A 16,332-nucleotide genomic window follows, 5' to 3' on the forward strand; every position below is an offset into this window, starting at 1 on the left:
AACATATCACATGTATTTATCGATTTTGAACGCATCTGGAGTAATGGTTTGATCTGCAAAATTCACATTAGACATTGTAATAAGTTATATTAAGACATATTTATAAAGTATGCCTTTTTCTTTTTAACCAATGTCGTTACTTTTTATTTTCGGAAGTCATTAATAATTTTAGCATCTACCCAATAAATATCCTGGTTACTGGTATAGAAGAAATATTTACCATCTAATGTAACAAAAGGACAGAGTTCATGATTTTGGGTATTTATCTTCTCACCCATATTGACTGATTTTGTCCAGGTTCCATCAGGTTTTTTAAAACTAATATATAAATCTCCCCTACCTAATCCTTCGGGTCGTATACTACAAAAGATGACATAGGACTCATCGGGCGCTACAAAAACATCTGCTTCATAATTTGGTGTATTAATAGAATCTCCTAAAGAAACCGCTTTTTGAAATTCTCCATTGACAAACTTAGAGTAGTAAATATCTAAATCAGATCTTTTTCTTTCTGTAGGTGCATTTACATTTGATGAAAAATACATTGTACCATCATTTGTAAATGATATATAATATTCATTTCCAGAAGAATTGATATTAGGTCCTGCATTAATCGGCTCTGACCAACCATCTTTCTTTTTTTCTACATACCAAATATCATGATCTTTTAAATCTCCTAAGCCATCCAAAGCTCTTTCGGATATAAAATATAATCTATTCTCATCAGGCGATAGAAATGGGTCATTATAACCGTATCGTTCATGAGATAAAACTGTTTCAGGATTGCTCCAAAGATTACCTATACGCTTAGAATATCGAGTTTCTGCTTTTCCGTTTACATCTACTCCATAATAAAACTCGGTAGCTTTTCTATTGAAAATTGAGCCAAATTCTGATTCTTCGGTTGATATAAAATTAGGAGCAAATATTTGAGGGGTTAAACCTGGCTTTTCCTGGCCAAGGTATTCTCCTGTTAATTGAATGGTACGTACTTTGGTTTGATCTGCTCCCTTAGAAATAAGCCATTCTGAAATTTCTTTTGCTTTTATCCTAAGTGCTATCTCTAATGGAGTGCTTCCTCTATTATTTACAATATTTACATCTACTCCTCTTTCTATCAATTCTTTTACAAACTCAAAGTTTTCTTTTAAAATCGAACGTTCCAGAAGTGATGCTCCATACTTAGCAGTCCATTTTTTATCCTTTTGTAAATCAAGAAGTCGATTAAAAAAGATAGGAGTATTGAATCTAATTGTCATGTGCAAAGGCGTAACTCCTTGTTGATCTTCGCTATTAATCTCAATTTTTTTATCGATTAAGAAATCAAATACTTCTTTTTCTTTACAGGCTACTGCCCAGTGCAATAAGGATCTCCCACGTTCATCAAACGTATTAATAGAGGTATCTGCAAGCAAACTGTCTAATCTTGTCAAATTTCCTTGACATGCTGTTCTATATATACTCTGCGCTGTTGTATGTAAAGAAACAACAATCAAAAAAGAGGAAAGAAGTACTCTGTATTTTTTCACAATGAATTTAATTTCAGATAACTAATGAGTCTAAGATAGTAAAATGCTATTTATTATATCTATTGAGTTTCCGATTCTGATTTTACATCATAAATCAACCTTGTTTTCATAATTAGTTACCACTCAAAGGAGTCTCAAATACACCTACAGCCAGTTCTGCCCAAACTAGCAAAAGAAGTATTAAAATAACAATCAAAACAAAAATTCTGAATCCTTTATTCCTTATTTTTTCTATCACAAAATTTCCTGCCAAACCTGCGCCTAGTAATAGTAATCCTGCAATAGCAAAATCAAACAAATCCCAATCTACTTCATCCGTATACTGCATTGCAATCAAAAGTATAAGCAGTAATAATCCTACCATAAATACGATAATCACAATTCTCTTCGTTTTCATAATATTCTATAATTTTCAATATAAATTATAATGAACTTATAAGTTAGATTTATACTAATCCTCAGTTACTAGAAAGATTAATTATACTTCTTGTTAACATTAACTCCTTACTTAATTAAGCTTTCTTTTCTCTTTATTTAAATTTATGAAATTCGTTTTTTACTAACAATACTATTCTAATATATTCATAGAAACAATGTCTAATAATAATTACTTCTTAATTTGATTGATAATTCCTTTAGGTTATTTCTATAATCGGATTCTAAACCAACCGGTAAAAGCAAATAAAGGTTTATTCCTGGGTTATTGTTTAACACCTTTTAAATAACACCTCAGTTCTACAAGTCTTATAATTCAAATTTTCTCTAAGAATCTTTTTAAACTAAAAATAAACACGAATATTAATCTATAAGTTATAATAATACCTTATCTATGCATATTAGTTGTAGCTTATAAATTTTATTGCTACAAAATCTTTAAGAGAATAATATAGCTTGTTTTAATTGATGTTTTACTAAAGTCGAAAAATTCGAGATCATTACTAACTTTCAGGTTATAACAATTAAAATTAGATTTATGTTGAGAATTCAGGTTAAAGAAGGTGAAAATATTGATAGAGCGCTTAAAAGATATAAGAGAAAGTGTAAAGATGTAAAGCTTGTGCAAGAAATAAGATCACGCAAAGAATATATAAAAAAATCTGTTAAAATGCGCGAACAATTAAAAAAAGCACAACATAAGGCAAAGTATCTTAGAGAACATAGTGATGAGATCTAAAAATATTTTTTCTGAGAATTAATTTTGAAACGTCTTGACTAGAATTAGTTCAAGACTATAGATGTTAGGTGTTTAATTTTGTTTTATCCGAAATTTGATAAACAAAAACTAATAACTACTGTTTGTCTTGATTATTATTCTTTTTCAAAATAATCCCAAACTTCATTACCTAGTTTTTCGCCATTTTCTGAATTTGTAAAAAGTACGTATCCCCATTTTTTTGTTGTATCCAACAAATACCAGCAAGTAAATCCGTCATTGCTTCCTCCGTGAAAAAAAGTCGTGTTGTATGGCTTATCTGCTGTTACAAAACCTAGGGTATAGTACACATTCGTTCCAGAGGACAGTGTTGATACTTTTGAATGATGTTTTAATAGTTCTATGTAACTTTCTTTAGATAAGAGTTTATTATTCATTATTCCAATCATCCATTTTGAGAAATCTAAAGGTTCAGAATGAATAGATGAAGGTGCTATAAATTTACCTTTTTCTTTTTTATACCAATAGTTGTTTTTCAAATCAATCCATTCTCGCTGATTGTTATAAGGTTCTGCTTTGTGTTTATTAGTATAAGATGTTGGGACAAATACAGTATGTTTCATTTTCAAAGGTTTTGCAATCTTATCTTGAAAAATAGCTTCTAAACCTTTCCAATCTGTATTGTCTATATGTTTTAATACCATTGCTAGATATTGATATCCTTCTCCAGAATATTCATAATCTGTATCTGGTTGAAATTTAATTTTAAGCTTTTTGTCATCTTCGTTTTCTCTCCAATTTGGAAACCCTGATCTATGACTCAGCACCATTCTGGCTGTTATCTTCTTATATCTCTCATCATAGGCGATTTCTTGATATGGTAAATATTCATACAACGGTTTATCTAAATCCAATTTTCTCTCTTCGACATATTTCATTACAAATGATGCAAAAACAGATTTTGACATTGAAGCTCCTTCAAAAATTGTTTTGCTTGTAACTGGCATTTTTTTTTCTAGGTTGGCATATCCAAATGTTTGATGATAAACAACTTTACTATCATTTATTACTGCTATAGAAAGCCCTGGAATATTCAAGGAATCCATTCTCGATTTAAGAAAAATACTTATTGAATCGGTTGAAACGTCAACCCCTTTAAAGTTTTTAATTTTATGCTGTGAATGACAATTCGTCAATGAGATTAATGTCAATAATAAAACTGATAGTTTCTGAAAGCTTTTTTTCATTTGTTTATTTTTCCTAAATAAAGTACAACGGTTAATGTGAAAAACTGTTTCAACGGTTTTACCTAACACTAGGCATCTATTTTTAATTATACTCTCTCTAATTTTATATGTGGTTTTGATGGCAATTCAATGATAATCTTATTTCCAGTTCTCACCTCTCCTCCTTCCAAAACGATTCCCATTACTCCAGCTTTTCTTATTAAATTTCCTTTCTCGTCTTTATCCAAAACAGCTCTCAGTAATCCATCTTTTAATGCGTTAAGTTGTTTACAAGGATTTCTTAACCCGGTTATCTTTATTTTAACTGTTTCGCCTATACTCAATAAAGTATCTTTGGGTAAATTAAGTAATTCAACTCCTTTTGTAGTAATGTTCTCTCCAATTTCTCCATCCTGTATATTAAACCCCTTCTTCTTTAGTTCATCAAAAAGTTCAGAGTGAATTAGGTGAACCTGTCTCAAATTAGGTTGATTTGGATCTTTTGCTACTCTTGAACGGTGTTTTACTTTTTCTCCCATATGAGCATCACCTTTCACTCCCAAACCTTTTATCAAAAGAATTCTATCACAATTGAATTTACTAAAAGTATGAGAGCTACTCTTACTTACTGATTTAACTATTCCGTTATTCATTTTTATTAGAAGATGACGTATTTATTCATGAAAAGTAATGGTGCATAACTACAAACTTTTTTGGTAGTTTTATACACATTATTAGTAGCAGTTATTTTTTGTAAACTCCACTTTTTAATTCAAGTTCTCCCCTTTTTAAATGAGTCAAAAGATTCATTAATTTTGGTTTCGTCGTTTCTCCCATAAGAACGTTTAAACCCATTTTTGGAGGTCCAAATTCTTTTAATCTGGCAACAAGAGTGTCAAAAAAATCAATCCCAGCTTGAGTTTGATTTGTGGATTGTTCTTTTGTTAAACCTAACTCTTTCAAAAACCTATCCATTTCCTTTGCCTTGAATAAAAAACTAAGGTTTGCGTTACTAGCCCAAGGCATGGGGTAATTTACTTCTCCATTTCCATTTTTTAGAATGTCATAAAAAAGAAAATAGCCTCCAGTTTTCAAAACTCTATTTATTTCAGAATAAAATTTTTCTTTATCAGGAATATTCATTTGAACGTGTTGTGTCCATACAACATCAAAACTATTGTTTTCAAAAGGAAGTTCAGTAGCGTCTCCTTGTACAAAAGTTGTTTTGCTATTTAGATCTACGAGTTCAGACAATTTATTGGCTGTTCTTATATATTCATTACTAAGATCTATTCCTGTAGTTTGACAATTATATTCATCTGCAAGCATTCTACAAGGTCCTCCTAATCCGCAACCTACGTCTAAAACATTAAGTCCATATAGATCAATACTATTAGCAAGCTCTTTAGACACAGCTGCTCCACGTACGTGAAATTCATCAACACCTGCAATATCAGACCTCTTTACATTATCAAGAGCAATATTTTGTTCTTTAAGACGATTGATTATATCTTCAAAAAGTTCTTTTTTCAGATAGTGGTTCTCCACATTTTGGTTTAAATTTTCCATTTATATAATTTTATTGAGTTCCAATTGTTATCAACGTCTCGCATAAAAGTAGTATGATTTTATGGTCACAACCTTTTCCTCCAAGATTGTTTTTTCTTATTGCTACTTGTTTCTGAGTTAACTATATCTCGGTCATTATTTTTATGCATTGTCAGCAGTAGTTTTTCCTTATTAGGTTTTTCTTTTGGTTCAAATATTTTTTTATTTATTCTTAAAAATACTGCCTTTTTATTCAAACGTTATTGGGTACATAAGTTGAACTGCTACTTTTTGCCCTAAATGCTCTCCAGGTATCCATTTTGCCATTGATTTGATTATTTCTAAAGCCTGTTTATCACATTCTGGCGAAAGGCTTTTTATAACTTTAGGGTTAATTACATTCCCATTTTTGTCAATCACAAATTGGACAAAAACCTTTCCTTTGATCGTTGTGGATTTATAACGTAGCTTTTTATAAAATTCTGTTTGCCCTTTTTTAAATTTTGGATACTTTTCAACAGTTGTAAAAATTTTATCAAAATTAGTCTCTTTTACAGGGTTTTCTTTTATTGTTTCTTCTTCTTCCAAAGTTATTTCTTCTTCTTCCACAATTGTTTCTTCTTCAACGATATCTCCATAGTTAAATTCAATTGGCGCAAAAGTCGTTTCATTTGTATAAAAAGGATATCTGTCTTGAAATAGGTAATAGGCGTACTTTTTATCCCTCGAATCGGTATCTATTGTTTGTCTTTGAATAATCTTGTGTTTATTACCCTTCAAGTCAAATACTTTTACTTTCTTGTTAAAAAACATGTAGGCACCTAAATCTGCCTGAATCATTTTTTTTATGATCCTTAATGTATCGTTTTTATCATAAATTTCAGAATCAATAATTTCTATGGGTATTGGGGATTCTTGCACAAAAGAATATGCAGCTCTTACTGATTCTAGCTTTTCGCCTTTCATCATTTCCAATTTATCAAATGCCCCAAAAACTGACCCGAATAACTGTAAAAAATTAGCTCTTTCAAAGTGAATGAAAGCTTTTGATGTTTTATAAACTACAGCATCATTTTCTTCACTTTCTAATTGCCAATTAGCTTTATTCTGGGCAGATAGTTGAGATATTATTACTAATAATAGAACTACAGTGTATTTCTTCATGTTCTTGTATTTAATGTCTAACGTTAGGTATATAGCTTGTTGTGTAGTAAGGTAATAAATTTAACAAATACAAAAAGAAAATCCGTGAGGGTTTTCGTATATAAGCGGTTACCAATTAATTATATACTTTGTTTTGTCTGGTTTTTTAATTCATAAGCGCAGGAAGAATATACGTTTCAAATATTTCTCGTGATTGATTACCTTTCCTATTCCTATAATTTCCTGCTGTTATCACGACTACAGATTCTAACGATGGAACTATAAAAATAAATTGTCCTCCGGCACCTCGTGCTTCAATGGATCTAATTGCTTCTCCATTGATGATATAGGTATCATGCCACCATAGATAACCATATTGATTTTTGTCTCTTGTATCCTGTAATCCTGTATGTTTCTTGAAAGATTCTTGAACCCAATTCTCTGAAATAATTTGTTGGCCTTCCCACTCACCTTTATTGAGATAGAGTTAACCAAATTTTAATAAATCTCGTGGGGTTAAAAGCATTCCTCCACCGAAGTAAGGAGTTAACCGAGTATCATCAGTTTGATTGATATAATTGTTAATACCCAATGGTGCAAAAAGTTTTCATCCATGTAAATTTCAACTGGTATCTCTAGATTTTCGTTCAAAGCCACACCTAGCAAAAATGGGTTTGCAGATCCATAGTCACCATAAGTCCCTGGTTCATTAACCATAGGAGCCTCAAGAACAGTTTTTAACCAGTTATTGGAATACCTTGAATCTTGATAATAATCTTCGGCAGCTTGATTATTTACATCCAACCCAGAACTCATAGTCAATAAGTCTTTAATTATTATTTTAGGTCATCTTTTGTGTAATGATAAGCTTCTGGCAATAAATCATAGAGTTTTTGGTCAATACCTTGGAGAATGTTTTCTTCAATGGCAATATCGATAATAGCAGATGAAATACTCTTGGAAGCGGATCGTAAATCATGAGGAATTTGTGCATTAAAGCCGTCAAAATAGGTCTCAAACACAAGCTTCTGGTTTTTTGTAATAAGCATGCTATGTATATTTTCTAACTTTTTAAATTCCTTCCTATCAAAGCCGTGATGAAATACACCGGTATCTGTTGTGTGAAATGAACCATCTTCAGTATCAAGGTCGGCTATTGCAATTGTACCTTTATCATTTAAAAGGGTATAGAATGTTTTGAATAATTCATCCACATTATTTATGTGGTGAAGTGTCATTGAAGAAATAATAGAATCAAATTTTTCGTTTAGTTTTTCTGTTGTCAAATCCATTTCAAGTATTTGAATTTCACAATCTATTTTTTTTCCCTAAGAACATTATTCATTGATTTTGATTTCAATTTCAAAGAAGGGCAACAACAAATCAGACTAACTCTCTAAAAAAATGAATTACAATACAATTAATTTAAGAGATATTAAATGTTTAGAAAGCATCATTGGTCACAAGATCAATTAGAAGAAATGATCGGATTAAGTATATGAACAATTCAACGAATCCAAAATGGAGGAAATGCAGGTTTCGAATCATTGAAATCTCTGGCGGCAGTCTTTGAAACCAATATCACTGATTTGATAAGAAAGAGAAGAAGAGTCTGTCAAAGTCTGAACGAGTTTTACAAACTTCTTGCAGTTGCCATATTAAGCTTGAAGGTTCAATCTATTCTTATCATTATAGATAGATACATTTGAAGCGTCGTTAACCTTTTGTTATTTAGTCTTCAAATATTTAATTAAATTTTGTTTTAATATTATTCCTTCTTGTAATAAATTATCATAAGATTCATCTATCAAAACCATTAAAACCTGCCTTGTAGCAATTAAATTTGAAAATTCTTTAACTTTTTTGGATTCCAAAGGTTCTAAAAAAAATGAATTATCAAACTCGTTCAATTCTATTTTAGCATATTCAGGCAGAATTAATTGAAATGTTGAATTTAAATCTAGATAATCTCCTATAGAAAGACTCAATTCGTGAATCAATTTCTCATTAGTCTCCAAAACATCAAGAGTGGATATACTATTGTCATAATATTTCTGGATTTTGTTCCTTATTGAATCTGTCGAGATATAACCAATCTTACCGGAGAATTTCATTTCGTTAAATATAGTTTGAGTAGGATTAAAAGATGATGAAAACGCTCCTTGTATTATATTTAATTTTAAAAATGTTTTATTCTTTCTTATTGAATCAATTTTAAAGGCACTAAGTAAAGTCTTATTTGCAATCAGATATAAACTATCTTCTTTCCTTAATGTCTTAAGGCTAATAATATCTTGGTCAATATTCTGTATCAGACCAGAAAGTAGAGCTTTCTCTTCCTCATTTTTTTTACCCTGTTCATTCCAATTATTAATCTTCAACGCAATCAAAATACCAATAACTATGAGTATTACTTCTCCAATTACATAAATCAAATATTTACTGAATTTATTTTCGGTTAGCATTTTTTGTCTAATGCTTCTAAAGAATCTTATCATTGATTAATAATAAAGGTACGCAATGGCCTATTCTGTACCACTGCACATTAATAATTTTACTTAACTATTTATAAATGCATAATGAACACTTATATCCTTATCAGGGTATAAAATTAGTTTTTAAAGAAACAGAAAGTTCACTAAATAAGCAAAATTAAAACATCATCTATTTTTTAAACATTCTTATTAGAACTTTTAATAATAGTATCCTTCTATAAATCTAAATAACTAGAAAATTGTGTATTTTTGATATAGACATGAAAACAAATATCCCTAAATATCAACAATTACCAGGTATCAAATGGTTGTTTGTTATTGCTGTTTTATTCAATTTTTCAGGGTATTCTAATTATACCCCTCCCAAAACAGAAAGTGCTGGTGTAACATTAGTCTACACTCAGGATCAGAATACTTTAAAAACAGTTTCTTATCAACAGTTATTAAAAAAGAAAAAGGTATATGGTTATAATCGATATGAAACAGGATCTCCTATTTTATCATTATCCTTATTACATACTAATCTAACTTTGGTAAAAATACATCATTACCAGCAAGTTACACCTGTAACTATAAAGAAAATAATAATTTTCACCCAGCATATTTCTCATAAAGAAGAATCTCCTTTTCATTTTATCTTAGGATAAGATATCCACTGTATGAACTCACTCTGAGTTCTATGCCCTTAGAGGCAATTTTATATTATTTACCACTTTAATTATTTAAAATGAAACGATTCAAAAGAGCACTGAGACGATCTTTGTTGATATTTCTTATTATTATGGCTGCCCTTATCCCTGTTCCTGTTTTTTTACAGAAAAAAGAAGGTAAGTTTAATGATGATAACATTATAGAGCTTGTCGAGAAAAAAGAGGATGATAATGAAGACGAAACAAAATTTGATAAAGACTTTATATCTTAAACTTATATAAACAAGGGTATCATATATATACCTCATCAAAAAGCACTTTCAGGATATTTTTATCCTGAAAGTGCTTTTTTTTTTATAAGAAATCTAAAAATTAATGAACTCCAGCCATTAACTTTTTAATCATTGGTGAAATTATGATTGCAACCAACCCTATACCTATTGATATCACTCCAAAACTAGCATATACCGATACATAAGAGTATAATTGTTGTAAGGTCTCTGAAGCGCCATTCATTGAGGACGCGGATAATCCTGTTATTGTTTCTGTTATCAATCCAAAAAAACCTTCTGAGAAAACACTACTTTCTCCTTCTTTTACTGTTGTTAGATTTGCTATTTTACCAGCAAAGAAGTGTCCATAAAAGTTTGCCGAAAACCAAACTCCCATAATAAATGTAATATATTTAACCGGAGATAATTCTGTAATCTTAGAAAGCCCAATTGGTGATAAAAACAATTCTCCTACAGTCAATACAAAATATCCCAAAATAAGATAAAACATAGGTGTTCTGGCAAAGGCATCTAATTCTTGAGCAGACATCCCAAAGACTACAAACCCCAACCCTAAGAACAGCATCCCTAAACCAAATTTGACGGGTGAGCTTGGGTTAATCTTACGTTTACTCAAAAATGTCCATAACATAGCAAAGGGTATCGCTAATAGTACGATCCAGGTAGAATTTATACTATTGGTTTGCGCTGCATTGATCCCTATCAGGTTTACATTTCTATCAGCAAATAAGGTTATTGAACTTCCTGCTTGTTCAAAGACCGCAGCAAACGCGGCATATAATGCTGTAAAATAAACTGCAACCAATAAGCGCCCTCTTTCTTTGCTTGTCACTGTTTTTAAAATATATCCTATATATACTAATAAGAATATAGATGCTATCCATACCAGATAATGTTCAAATTCATTAAACCGAACAATTAGTGCAAAAACGGGTACCGATATTAAAGCCAACAAACCAATGAGTTGTCCTTTATTAAACCCAAAAGTCTTCTTTTCATAACTGATTGGATCAGGCACTAACCCTTTGTCTCCAAAAACTTGTTTATTGACTCCTCCTCTAAACACTAATAAACCAACTATCATTCCTATTCCTGCTAACAAAAATCCATAGTGCCATCCATACAATTCTGCCAGCCAAGCACACATTAATGGTGCTATTGCTCCTCCTAAATTGATACCTAAATAAAAAATTGTAAAACCAGAATCCCTTCTTTTATCTCCTTCTTTATATAAAGTTCCTACCATTGTGGAGATGTTGGGTTTAAAAAAACCATTACCTACAATAATCAAGGCCAATGATCCATAAAAAAACACCGGTAACTCAATAGTTAGAAAAAAATGTCCTAATGCCATTAGAACTCCTCCTAAAACTATCGATTTTCTATACCCTATATATTTATCCGCGACGATGCCTCCTATCATTGGGGTTACATATACCAAAGACATGTAAGCCGCCATTACTCCAAAAGATTGTTTATCTGTATATAAAAGATGTTTGGTCATATAAAGAACCAAAAGAGCTTTCATCCCGTAAAATGAAAATCGCTCCCATAATTCTGCAAAAAAGAGATATAATAATCCTTTTGGATGACCGAATAGTTCTTGCTCGCTTGCTACTACTTGATTTGAATTCATGTTAAGTGCTTAAATCGGGTTAAAACACAAAGCATGAATAGTTAAGTAGCATTTAAAAATGAAGTTCTAAAAAATAGTAATTTATATCAATTTGTTATTGACATACAAGTAGTCACAAATAATCACAGCACTATTTATCAGGCATTTAAACTATCTATCAGGTAAAAAAAATTACCTCCATTTTTTTGCTACTACAATGTATTCAGGTAAAACAAATGTTCTTTAATGAATTATTTATCCTCAAAAGGACAAGTTTCAAAATATTTTTTAAGACTGAATTTTCTGTCTTCAAATTGTTCTTCTAATATCTTAAAACGTCGAATTCTATCAATTCGAAAAGCTCTTAAATCATTTCTTAAATGACACCAGGCAATCAAAATCCATTTGTTATCGGCAGAATACATTGCACAAGGTTCAATTTTTCTAAAAGAAGTCGTTTCTTCATTTACTTTTTGATAATTGATCTCTATAAAATTAAAATTAGTAATTGCCAATTGGATCTCAGATAATGCATCACTTGTAAACTCTTCATAGCTCCAATTAAAAATATGGATTTTATCATTTAATAATTCGCTCTTTTTCTGAACAGAAGTTTTAAAAACTGATTTTATTTTTATTAAAGCTTCATTAAAGTTATTTACAAAAGAAACATCTTTGGATTGATTAATAATATGCTGTGCCGTAACTAATGCATTGGCTTGTTTTTCTGTAAATTGTACAGGAGCAACAGTATAATTGTCAACCAAACTATACCCTCTGCCTTCGATAGTGTAAACAGGAACTCCAGCTTCTTCTAACTTACGGATATCTCGATAAATAGTTCTAACACTTACTTCGTATTTTTTCGCCAATTCAGGAGCTGTTAATATCCGTTTGGATTTTAACAAAGTAAGTATCGATATGAGCCGTGGTAATTGAGACATAACAACAAAGATAGCGAACCCATTCAGGATTCGCTATACATAATATTTTACCCCATTGAATGAAGCGCTACTCGGTTTCCTTCTGTATCCGTAAATTGTGCTATAAACCCATTTTCTTGGATATCTGTTTTTTTCATAATGACTTTCCCTCCTGCTGCTTCTACTTTGGATAAGGGAGTAGAAAGATCATCTCCTCCATTAAGGTACACTGTAGAACCATCTGTAGACGGATTTGCACCTTCCATTTGTACAATAGCTCCACCAACTTTATTATTCCCCATATCGTAAGGAAAAACTCCATATTTTACATTTTTATCTTCCATGTGATGATCGATAATTTCTTCGCCTAAAACTTCTGAATAGAATTTTTTTGCTCTCTCATAATTATGAACAGGAATCTCGAACCAATTAACCGCGTTTTTCATATTTGTAGTGTTTTAAATTATTAATACTACAAATGTAGCTGCGCTATGGACAAAGGATGTCAGGGGTATTTTTTAAAAAATATTACTTCTTTGTTTTTTTAAATTCCTCGATTAATATTTCATCGATAACTATATTTTCCGGAATGATACGAAGTCGATATTTTCCTTGCCCCATAAAGGTAAACAAGTCTTTTCTTTCTAATTGAGAAATTTCTTCTAGCTGAAGAATAGTGTTTATATTTTCTATAATTCTACTTAAATATGTCTGGCTTTTTATTTCGCCACCAGAGTTTACAGAAACATATTGCCCATCACCTCCTTCAAACTTACGTCTTATAGCAAACCTCAGTAAATTTTTGTATTGGGTAGTTTTGGATCCAAAATCAATGGTCTGATCATAAATATCTTTTGAAGGGATTGTAATTTTAACCAAAGCCCAATCTAAAAATTTAATGGTCATTTCACTTGGTTTAGGTGTTAATGCCAATTGTATGACCCAACTGGTCGCCAATACCAGGAAAATAGAAATAAAAGTTGTTTTGGCAACAATCTTAATAAGATGGGTATACAACGGTTCTCCAAGGGTTACAAAAACATCAGGAACTTGAGAAAGCAACATAAATAAAAAGGTTACTACAGAAATAACCGCAACCAATTTTAAATCTCTATTCATAAATGTCTTATAAAAAGAGATGATTAATAAATATGTAAGGAAACAAGAAAATATTAAATCTGGGATACCACTTATTCTCACTCCATTTATAATCGGGTTGTCTCTATTATGTTGAATTAAAATAAAGGTAACTACCGAAACAATTATCGCTATAACAAATAAGATGAGAGTATTTTTTTTGTTTTTATATAAAAATTGTGGCGCAAAGTCAAAATAAAACAAAGCTAGAAGTAATGCCAAAGTATTAAACACTGAGAAAAAACTATAACCGGCATCGTATATTATTGTATTTGTATATCCAAACAGATTACCCAGATAAATCCAGGTTCCAGAAAACACCCAGATAAAAAGTGCCAAGCTTAGGTACAGCAATCCCTTGTCTATTCTTTTTTGGGAATCATCTTCTTCTAGAAATTGTCGAAAGCGCTTTTTTATATTATACCATATTGCCAGCAACAATAAACCTCCTATAAAGGCGATACATATATGTGCCAAGCTATAGAACTTAGTTATTTCTGACATACATTCGTTTATCTGAACGATAAAGGTAATTACATATCTAATCTAAAACAAGGCTATTTAATTTTTGAAAATTTAATTAAACCCTATTCATACCTAATTAACAAAATATAAAAAGCTTGTCAGGAGCTATACGGTTGATTTCGCAACCTCTGACAAGCTAAGTCTAATGACTAAATTTTGTATACATAACCTTTTTTAAGGCTAGTAACAATTACAGTCACACTCTCCGGTATATATGCCATTTAATGTATTACAGACTCTCAATGCATAATCTGGACATACCACCCAACAATTAGGTGGGCTACCCGCATTTAATGCTTGTTGGTCTTTTTTGCTAAGAACTTTTAATCCTTGAAGATCTAAAACTGATTTTAACATAATAAAGGTTTTAAGATTAAGCATTTAAAGTACACAAAAAATGCTTTTTTCCCTCTTTTTAACTGTTAATACTCTATCAAAAGTCTCTAAAAATCATTATTCTTTATAAAACAATTTTAAAGAGTCTCTATTTTATATAATTAAGGATATTACTTATTTTACGACTTTTATCTTATAATGGAGATTTCGAATTTAAAAACAATAGGTCTGGGCGGTGGTTGCCATTGGTGTACTGAAGCAGTTTTTCAATATCTTAAAGGAGTAGTAAAGGTAGAACAGGGATATATAAAAAGTAATGGGGTTAACGATTACTTTTCTGAAGCTGTGATTGTTCATTTTGATCCAAGCATTATTCTTCTGAAAGATCTTATTGAAATTCATCTACACACTCATAAGAGTACATCTAACCATAGTTTTAGAGAAAAATACCGTAGTGCTGTTTATTATTTTGATGAAAATGAAAAGCAACTAATAGAAGATATACTCGCTTTGCTTCAAAAAGAATTTGATGATCTTTTAATTACCAGTGCACTCAAGTTTGTAGAATTTGAGAGATCAAGAACTGAGCTTCTAGATTATTATTTAAACAATCCTGAAAAACCTTTTTGTCAAAAATACATCAATCCTAAGCTGGATTTCTTAAAAAAGAAATATTCTAAAGCGATTAAGTAGTTTTAATCAACCATATCAACATCTTGAAACTCATATCTCTTGAAATTTGCAACAGCCAAACCACCCAGATCAGAAGCCCAAAAAGATATGGTCCATTCGTCACGATCATCTACTGGCAAATGAGCCCAAGAAATGTGAATATCGAAGTTGTCGTGTGATATTAAATTGAACTCTTTAAAACTTTCTCTAACCGATTCAATAACTGGTTTACTAGTTATTTTATTACTAGAATTAAGATCATTGAATATCAAAAATTGTAATGCTAATTCATAATCTGTTAATTCCAATAATCGAGATTTTCTACTCACATTTAATTCTGGATAATTTACTTCTAGATTACTTTTTGAGTTATTATCAAGTTTATCCATCCATTTGTCAGTACGTAGTATTTCAATTTTATCTACTAGTGAATCAAGAGTATTTCTAAACAAATTATGCTTTCGTAAAAAAGTATTTTGGTTTTTTATATCATCAATCTTTTTTATCCAAACTTCTGCTTTTTTAACATCACCTCTTTCAGTTTTTAACCCTAATTCATGTGACTTCTTGAAATAATACAATGCTTTATCTAATAACCCTGCATCATAATAATTTTCTCCTATTTTTAAAGCCAAATAATCACTCTGTTTACTCTCATCACAATTAAATAATATACTTCTTAATTCTGCAGATACTTTATACGAAGCATAATAATCCGAGTTTCTAATAAAATCATTGAGAGGTTCTCCCTTTGAATGATTCATTATATGTAATGTCTTAAAGTATTTTTTATAACTATAATCATCAGAAGTATAATAGTCATAATACTTATCTATATTAACCTTTTTAAGTGAAGAAAAATATTCATTTGTTGTATTTGATTTATCAATTAGAGAATCAACAATCCAAACATCCACATTATCCCACCATATAGGTTGCTCTACTGTATATATAGAATCACATATTTTAAATGATAAATTTTTGTTGATTTTCTTTTTTTGAGTTACCTGACTATTACAACCAATAAAACATATCAGCACACTGATCGCAAAAAATACTTTCTTCAACATTATTAAAGATGGTTGTG

The 16,332-nt window shown here is 30.5% G+C and carries 19 protein-coding genes; 4 read left to right on the forward strand and 15 right to left on the reverse strand.

The genetic code is table 11. The features are described from left to right. Positions 1–143: 143 nt before the first annotated feature. On the reverse strand, positions 144–1,529 hold the full coding sequence (locus U0D62_RS01550; RefSeq protein WP_322193453.1) for an ankyrin repeat domain-containing protein: 1,386 nt from the start codon (positions 1,527–1,529) through the stop codon (positions 144–146). Between the two features lie 112 nt (positions 1,530–1,641). Beyond that, positions 1,642–1,926, reverse strand: a complete 285-nt coding sequence (locus U0D62_RS01555) for a hypothetical protein (RefSeq protein ID WP_322193454.1) — start codon at positions 1,924–1,926, stop codon at positions 1,642–1,644. A 576-nt stretch (positions 1,927–2,502) separates the two neighbouring features. On the opposite strand from U0D62_RS01555, the gene rpsU reads away from it, so the two are divergent. Next, complete coding sequence (gene rpsU, locus U0D62_RS01560; RefSeq protein ID WP_322193455.1) at positions 2,503–2,703, forward strand: 30S ribosomal protein S21; 201 nt, start codon at positions 2,503–2,505, stop codon at positions 2,701–2,703. A gap of 134 nt (positions 2,704–2,837) precedes the next feature. Here rpsU and U0D62_RS01565 read toward each other — a convergent pair whose 3' ends face one another. From U0D62_RS01565 to U0D62_RS01595, 7 genes are all read right to left on the reverse strand, one after another. Next, positions 2,838–3,929: a serine hydrolase domain-containing protein gene (locus U0D62_RS01565; protein WP_322193456.1), complete on the reverse strand. Its 1,092-nt coding sequence runs from the start codon at positions 3,927–3,929 to the stop codon at positions 2,838–2,840. Positions 3,930–4,015: 86 nt separating this feature from the next. Further along, a complete protein-coding gene (locus U0D62_RS01570) occupies positions 4,016–4,561 on the reverse strand; it encodes an MOSC domain-containing protein (protein WP_322193457.1) in 546 nt (181 codons plus the stop codon). 91 nt (positions 4,562–4,652) lie between these two features. Next, positions 4,653–5,477 carry a class I SAM-dependent methyltransferase gene (locus U0D62_RS01575; protein WP_322193458.1) on the reverse strand — a complete coding sequence of 275 codons (825 nt, stop codon included), beginning with the start codon at positions 5,475–5,477 and terminating at the stop codon, positions 4,653–4,655. Positions 5,478–5,705: 228 nt separating this feature from the next. Next, positions 5,706–6,620, reverse strand: a complete 915-nt coding sequence (locus U0D62_RS01580) for an energy transducer TonB (protein WP_322193459.1) — start codon at positions 6,618–6,620, stop codon at positions 5,706–5,708. A gap of 525 nt (positions 6,621–7,145) precedes the next feature. After that, positions 7,146–7,415 (reverse strand): serine hydrolase domain-containing protein, encoded by a 270-nt coding sequence (locus tag U0D62_RS01585; protein WP_322193460.1) that lies wholly within the window; start codon positions 7,413–7,415, stop codon positions 7,146–7,148. A gap of 20 nt (positions 7,416–7,435) precedes the next feature. Next, on the reverse strand, positions 7,436–7,918 hold the full coding sequence (locus U0D62_RS01590) for a class I SAM-dependent methyltransferase (RefSeq protein ID WP_322194843.1): 483 nt from the start codon (positions 7,916–7,918) through the stop codon (positions 7,436–7,438). 408 nt (positions 7,919–8,326) lie between these two features. Next, a complete protein-coding gene (locus tag U0D62_RS01595) occupies positions 8,327–9,064 on the reverse strand; it encodes a DUF6090 family protein (protein ID WP_322193461.1) in 738 nt (245 codons plus the stop codon). A gap of 290 nt (positions 9,065–9,354) precedes the next feature. Here U0D62_RS01595 and U0D62_RS01600 point away from each other — a divergent pair, with 290 nt between their 5' ends. Further along, entirely contained in the window at positions 9,355–9,741 is a 387-nt protein-coding gene (locus tag U0D62_RS01600; RefSeq protein ID WP_322193462.1) for a hypothetical protein, read from the forward strand. 80 nt (positions 9,742–9,821) lie between these two features. Further along, positions 9,822–10,016 (forward strand): hypothetical protein, encoded by a 195-nt coding sequence (locus U0D62_RS01605; RefSeq protein WP_322193463.1) that lies wholly within the window; start codon positions 9,822–9,824, stop codon positions 10,014–10,016. 100 nt (positions 10,017–10,116) lie between these two features. On the opposite strand, the gene U0D62_RS01610 is transcribed toward U0D62_RS01605, so the two are convergent. The 5 genes from U0D62_RS01610 to U0D62_RS01630 form a co-directional block, all read right to left on the reverse strand. Continuing rightward, positions 10,117–11,673 (reverse strand): peptide MFS transporter, encoded by a 1,557-nt coding sequence (locus U0D62_RS01610; RefSeq protein WP_322193465.1) that lies wholly within the window; start codon positions 11,671–11,673, stop codon positions 10,117–10,119. Positions 11,674–11,903: 230 nt separating this feature from the next. Then, positions 11,904–12,596 (reverse strand): helix-turn-helix transcriptional regulator, encoded by a 693-nt coding sequence (locus U0D62_RS01615; RefSeq protein ID WP_322193466.1) that lies wholly within the window; start codon positions 12,594–12,596, stop codon positions 11,904–11,906. 47 nt (positions 12,597–12,643) lie between these two features. Then, positions 12,644–13,021: a VOC family protein gene (locus U0D62_RS01620; RefSeq protein ID WP_322193467.1), complete on the reverse strand. Its 378-nt coding sequence runs from the start codon at positions 13,019–13,021 to the stop codon at positions 12,644–12,646. Between the two features lie 82 nt (positions 13,022–13,103). Beyond that, positions 13,104–14,216 carry a hypothetical protein gene (locus U0D62_RS01625; protein ID WP_322193468.1) on the reverse strand — a complete coding sequence of 371 codons (1,113 nt, stop codon included), beginning with the start codon at positions 14,214–14,216 and terminating at the stop codon, positions 13,104–13,106. 201 nt (positions 14,217–14,417) lie between these two features. Continuing rightward, positions 14,418–14,594 (reverse strand): hypothetical protein, encoded by a 177-nt coding sequence (locus U0D62_RS01630; protein ID WP_322193469.1) that lies wholly within the window; start codon positions 14,592–14,594, stop codon positions 14,418–14,420. Between the two features lie 177 nt (positions 14,595–14,771). Here U0D62_RS01630 and U0D62_RS01635 point away from each other — a divergent pair, with 177 nt between their 5' ends. Then, positions 14,772–15,266: a peptide-methionine (S)-S-oxide reductase gene (locus tag U0D62_RS01635; RefSeq protein WP_322193470.1), complete on the forward strand. Its 495-nt coding sequence runs from the start codon at positions 14,772–14,774 to the stop codon at positions 15,264–15,266. Positions 15,267–15,268: 2 nt separating this feature from the next. Here U0D62_RS01635 and U0D62_RS01640 read toward each other — a convergent pair whose 3' ends face one another. After that, positions 15,269–16,315: a hypothetical protein gene (locus U0D62_RS01640; RefSeq protein WP_322193471.1), complete on the reverse strand. Its 1,047-nt coding sequence runs from the start codon at positions 16,313–16,315 to the stop codon at positions 15,269–15,271. Positions 16,316–16,332: the final 17 nt, after the last annotated feature.

Source organism: Aquimarina callyspongiae (genome assembly GCF_034322225.1).
In the GTDB taxonomy this organism is placed as follows: domain Bacteria; phylum Bacteroidota; class Bacteroidia; order Flavobacteriales; family Flavobacteriaceae; genus Aquimarina.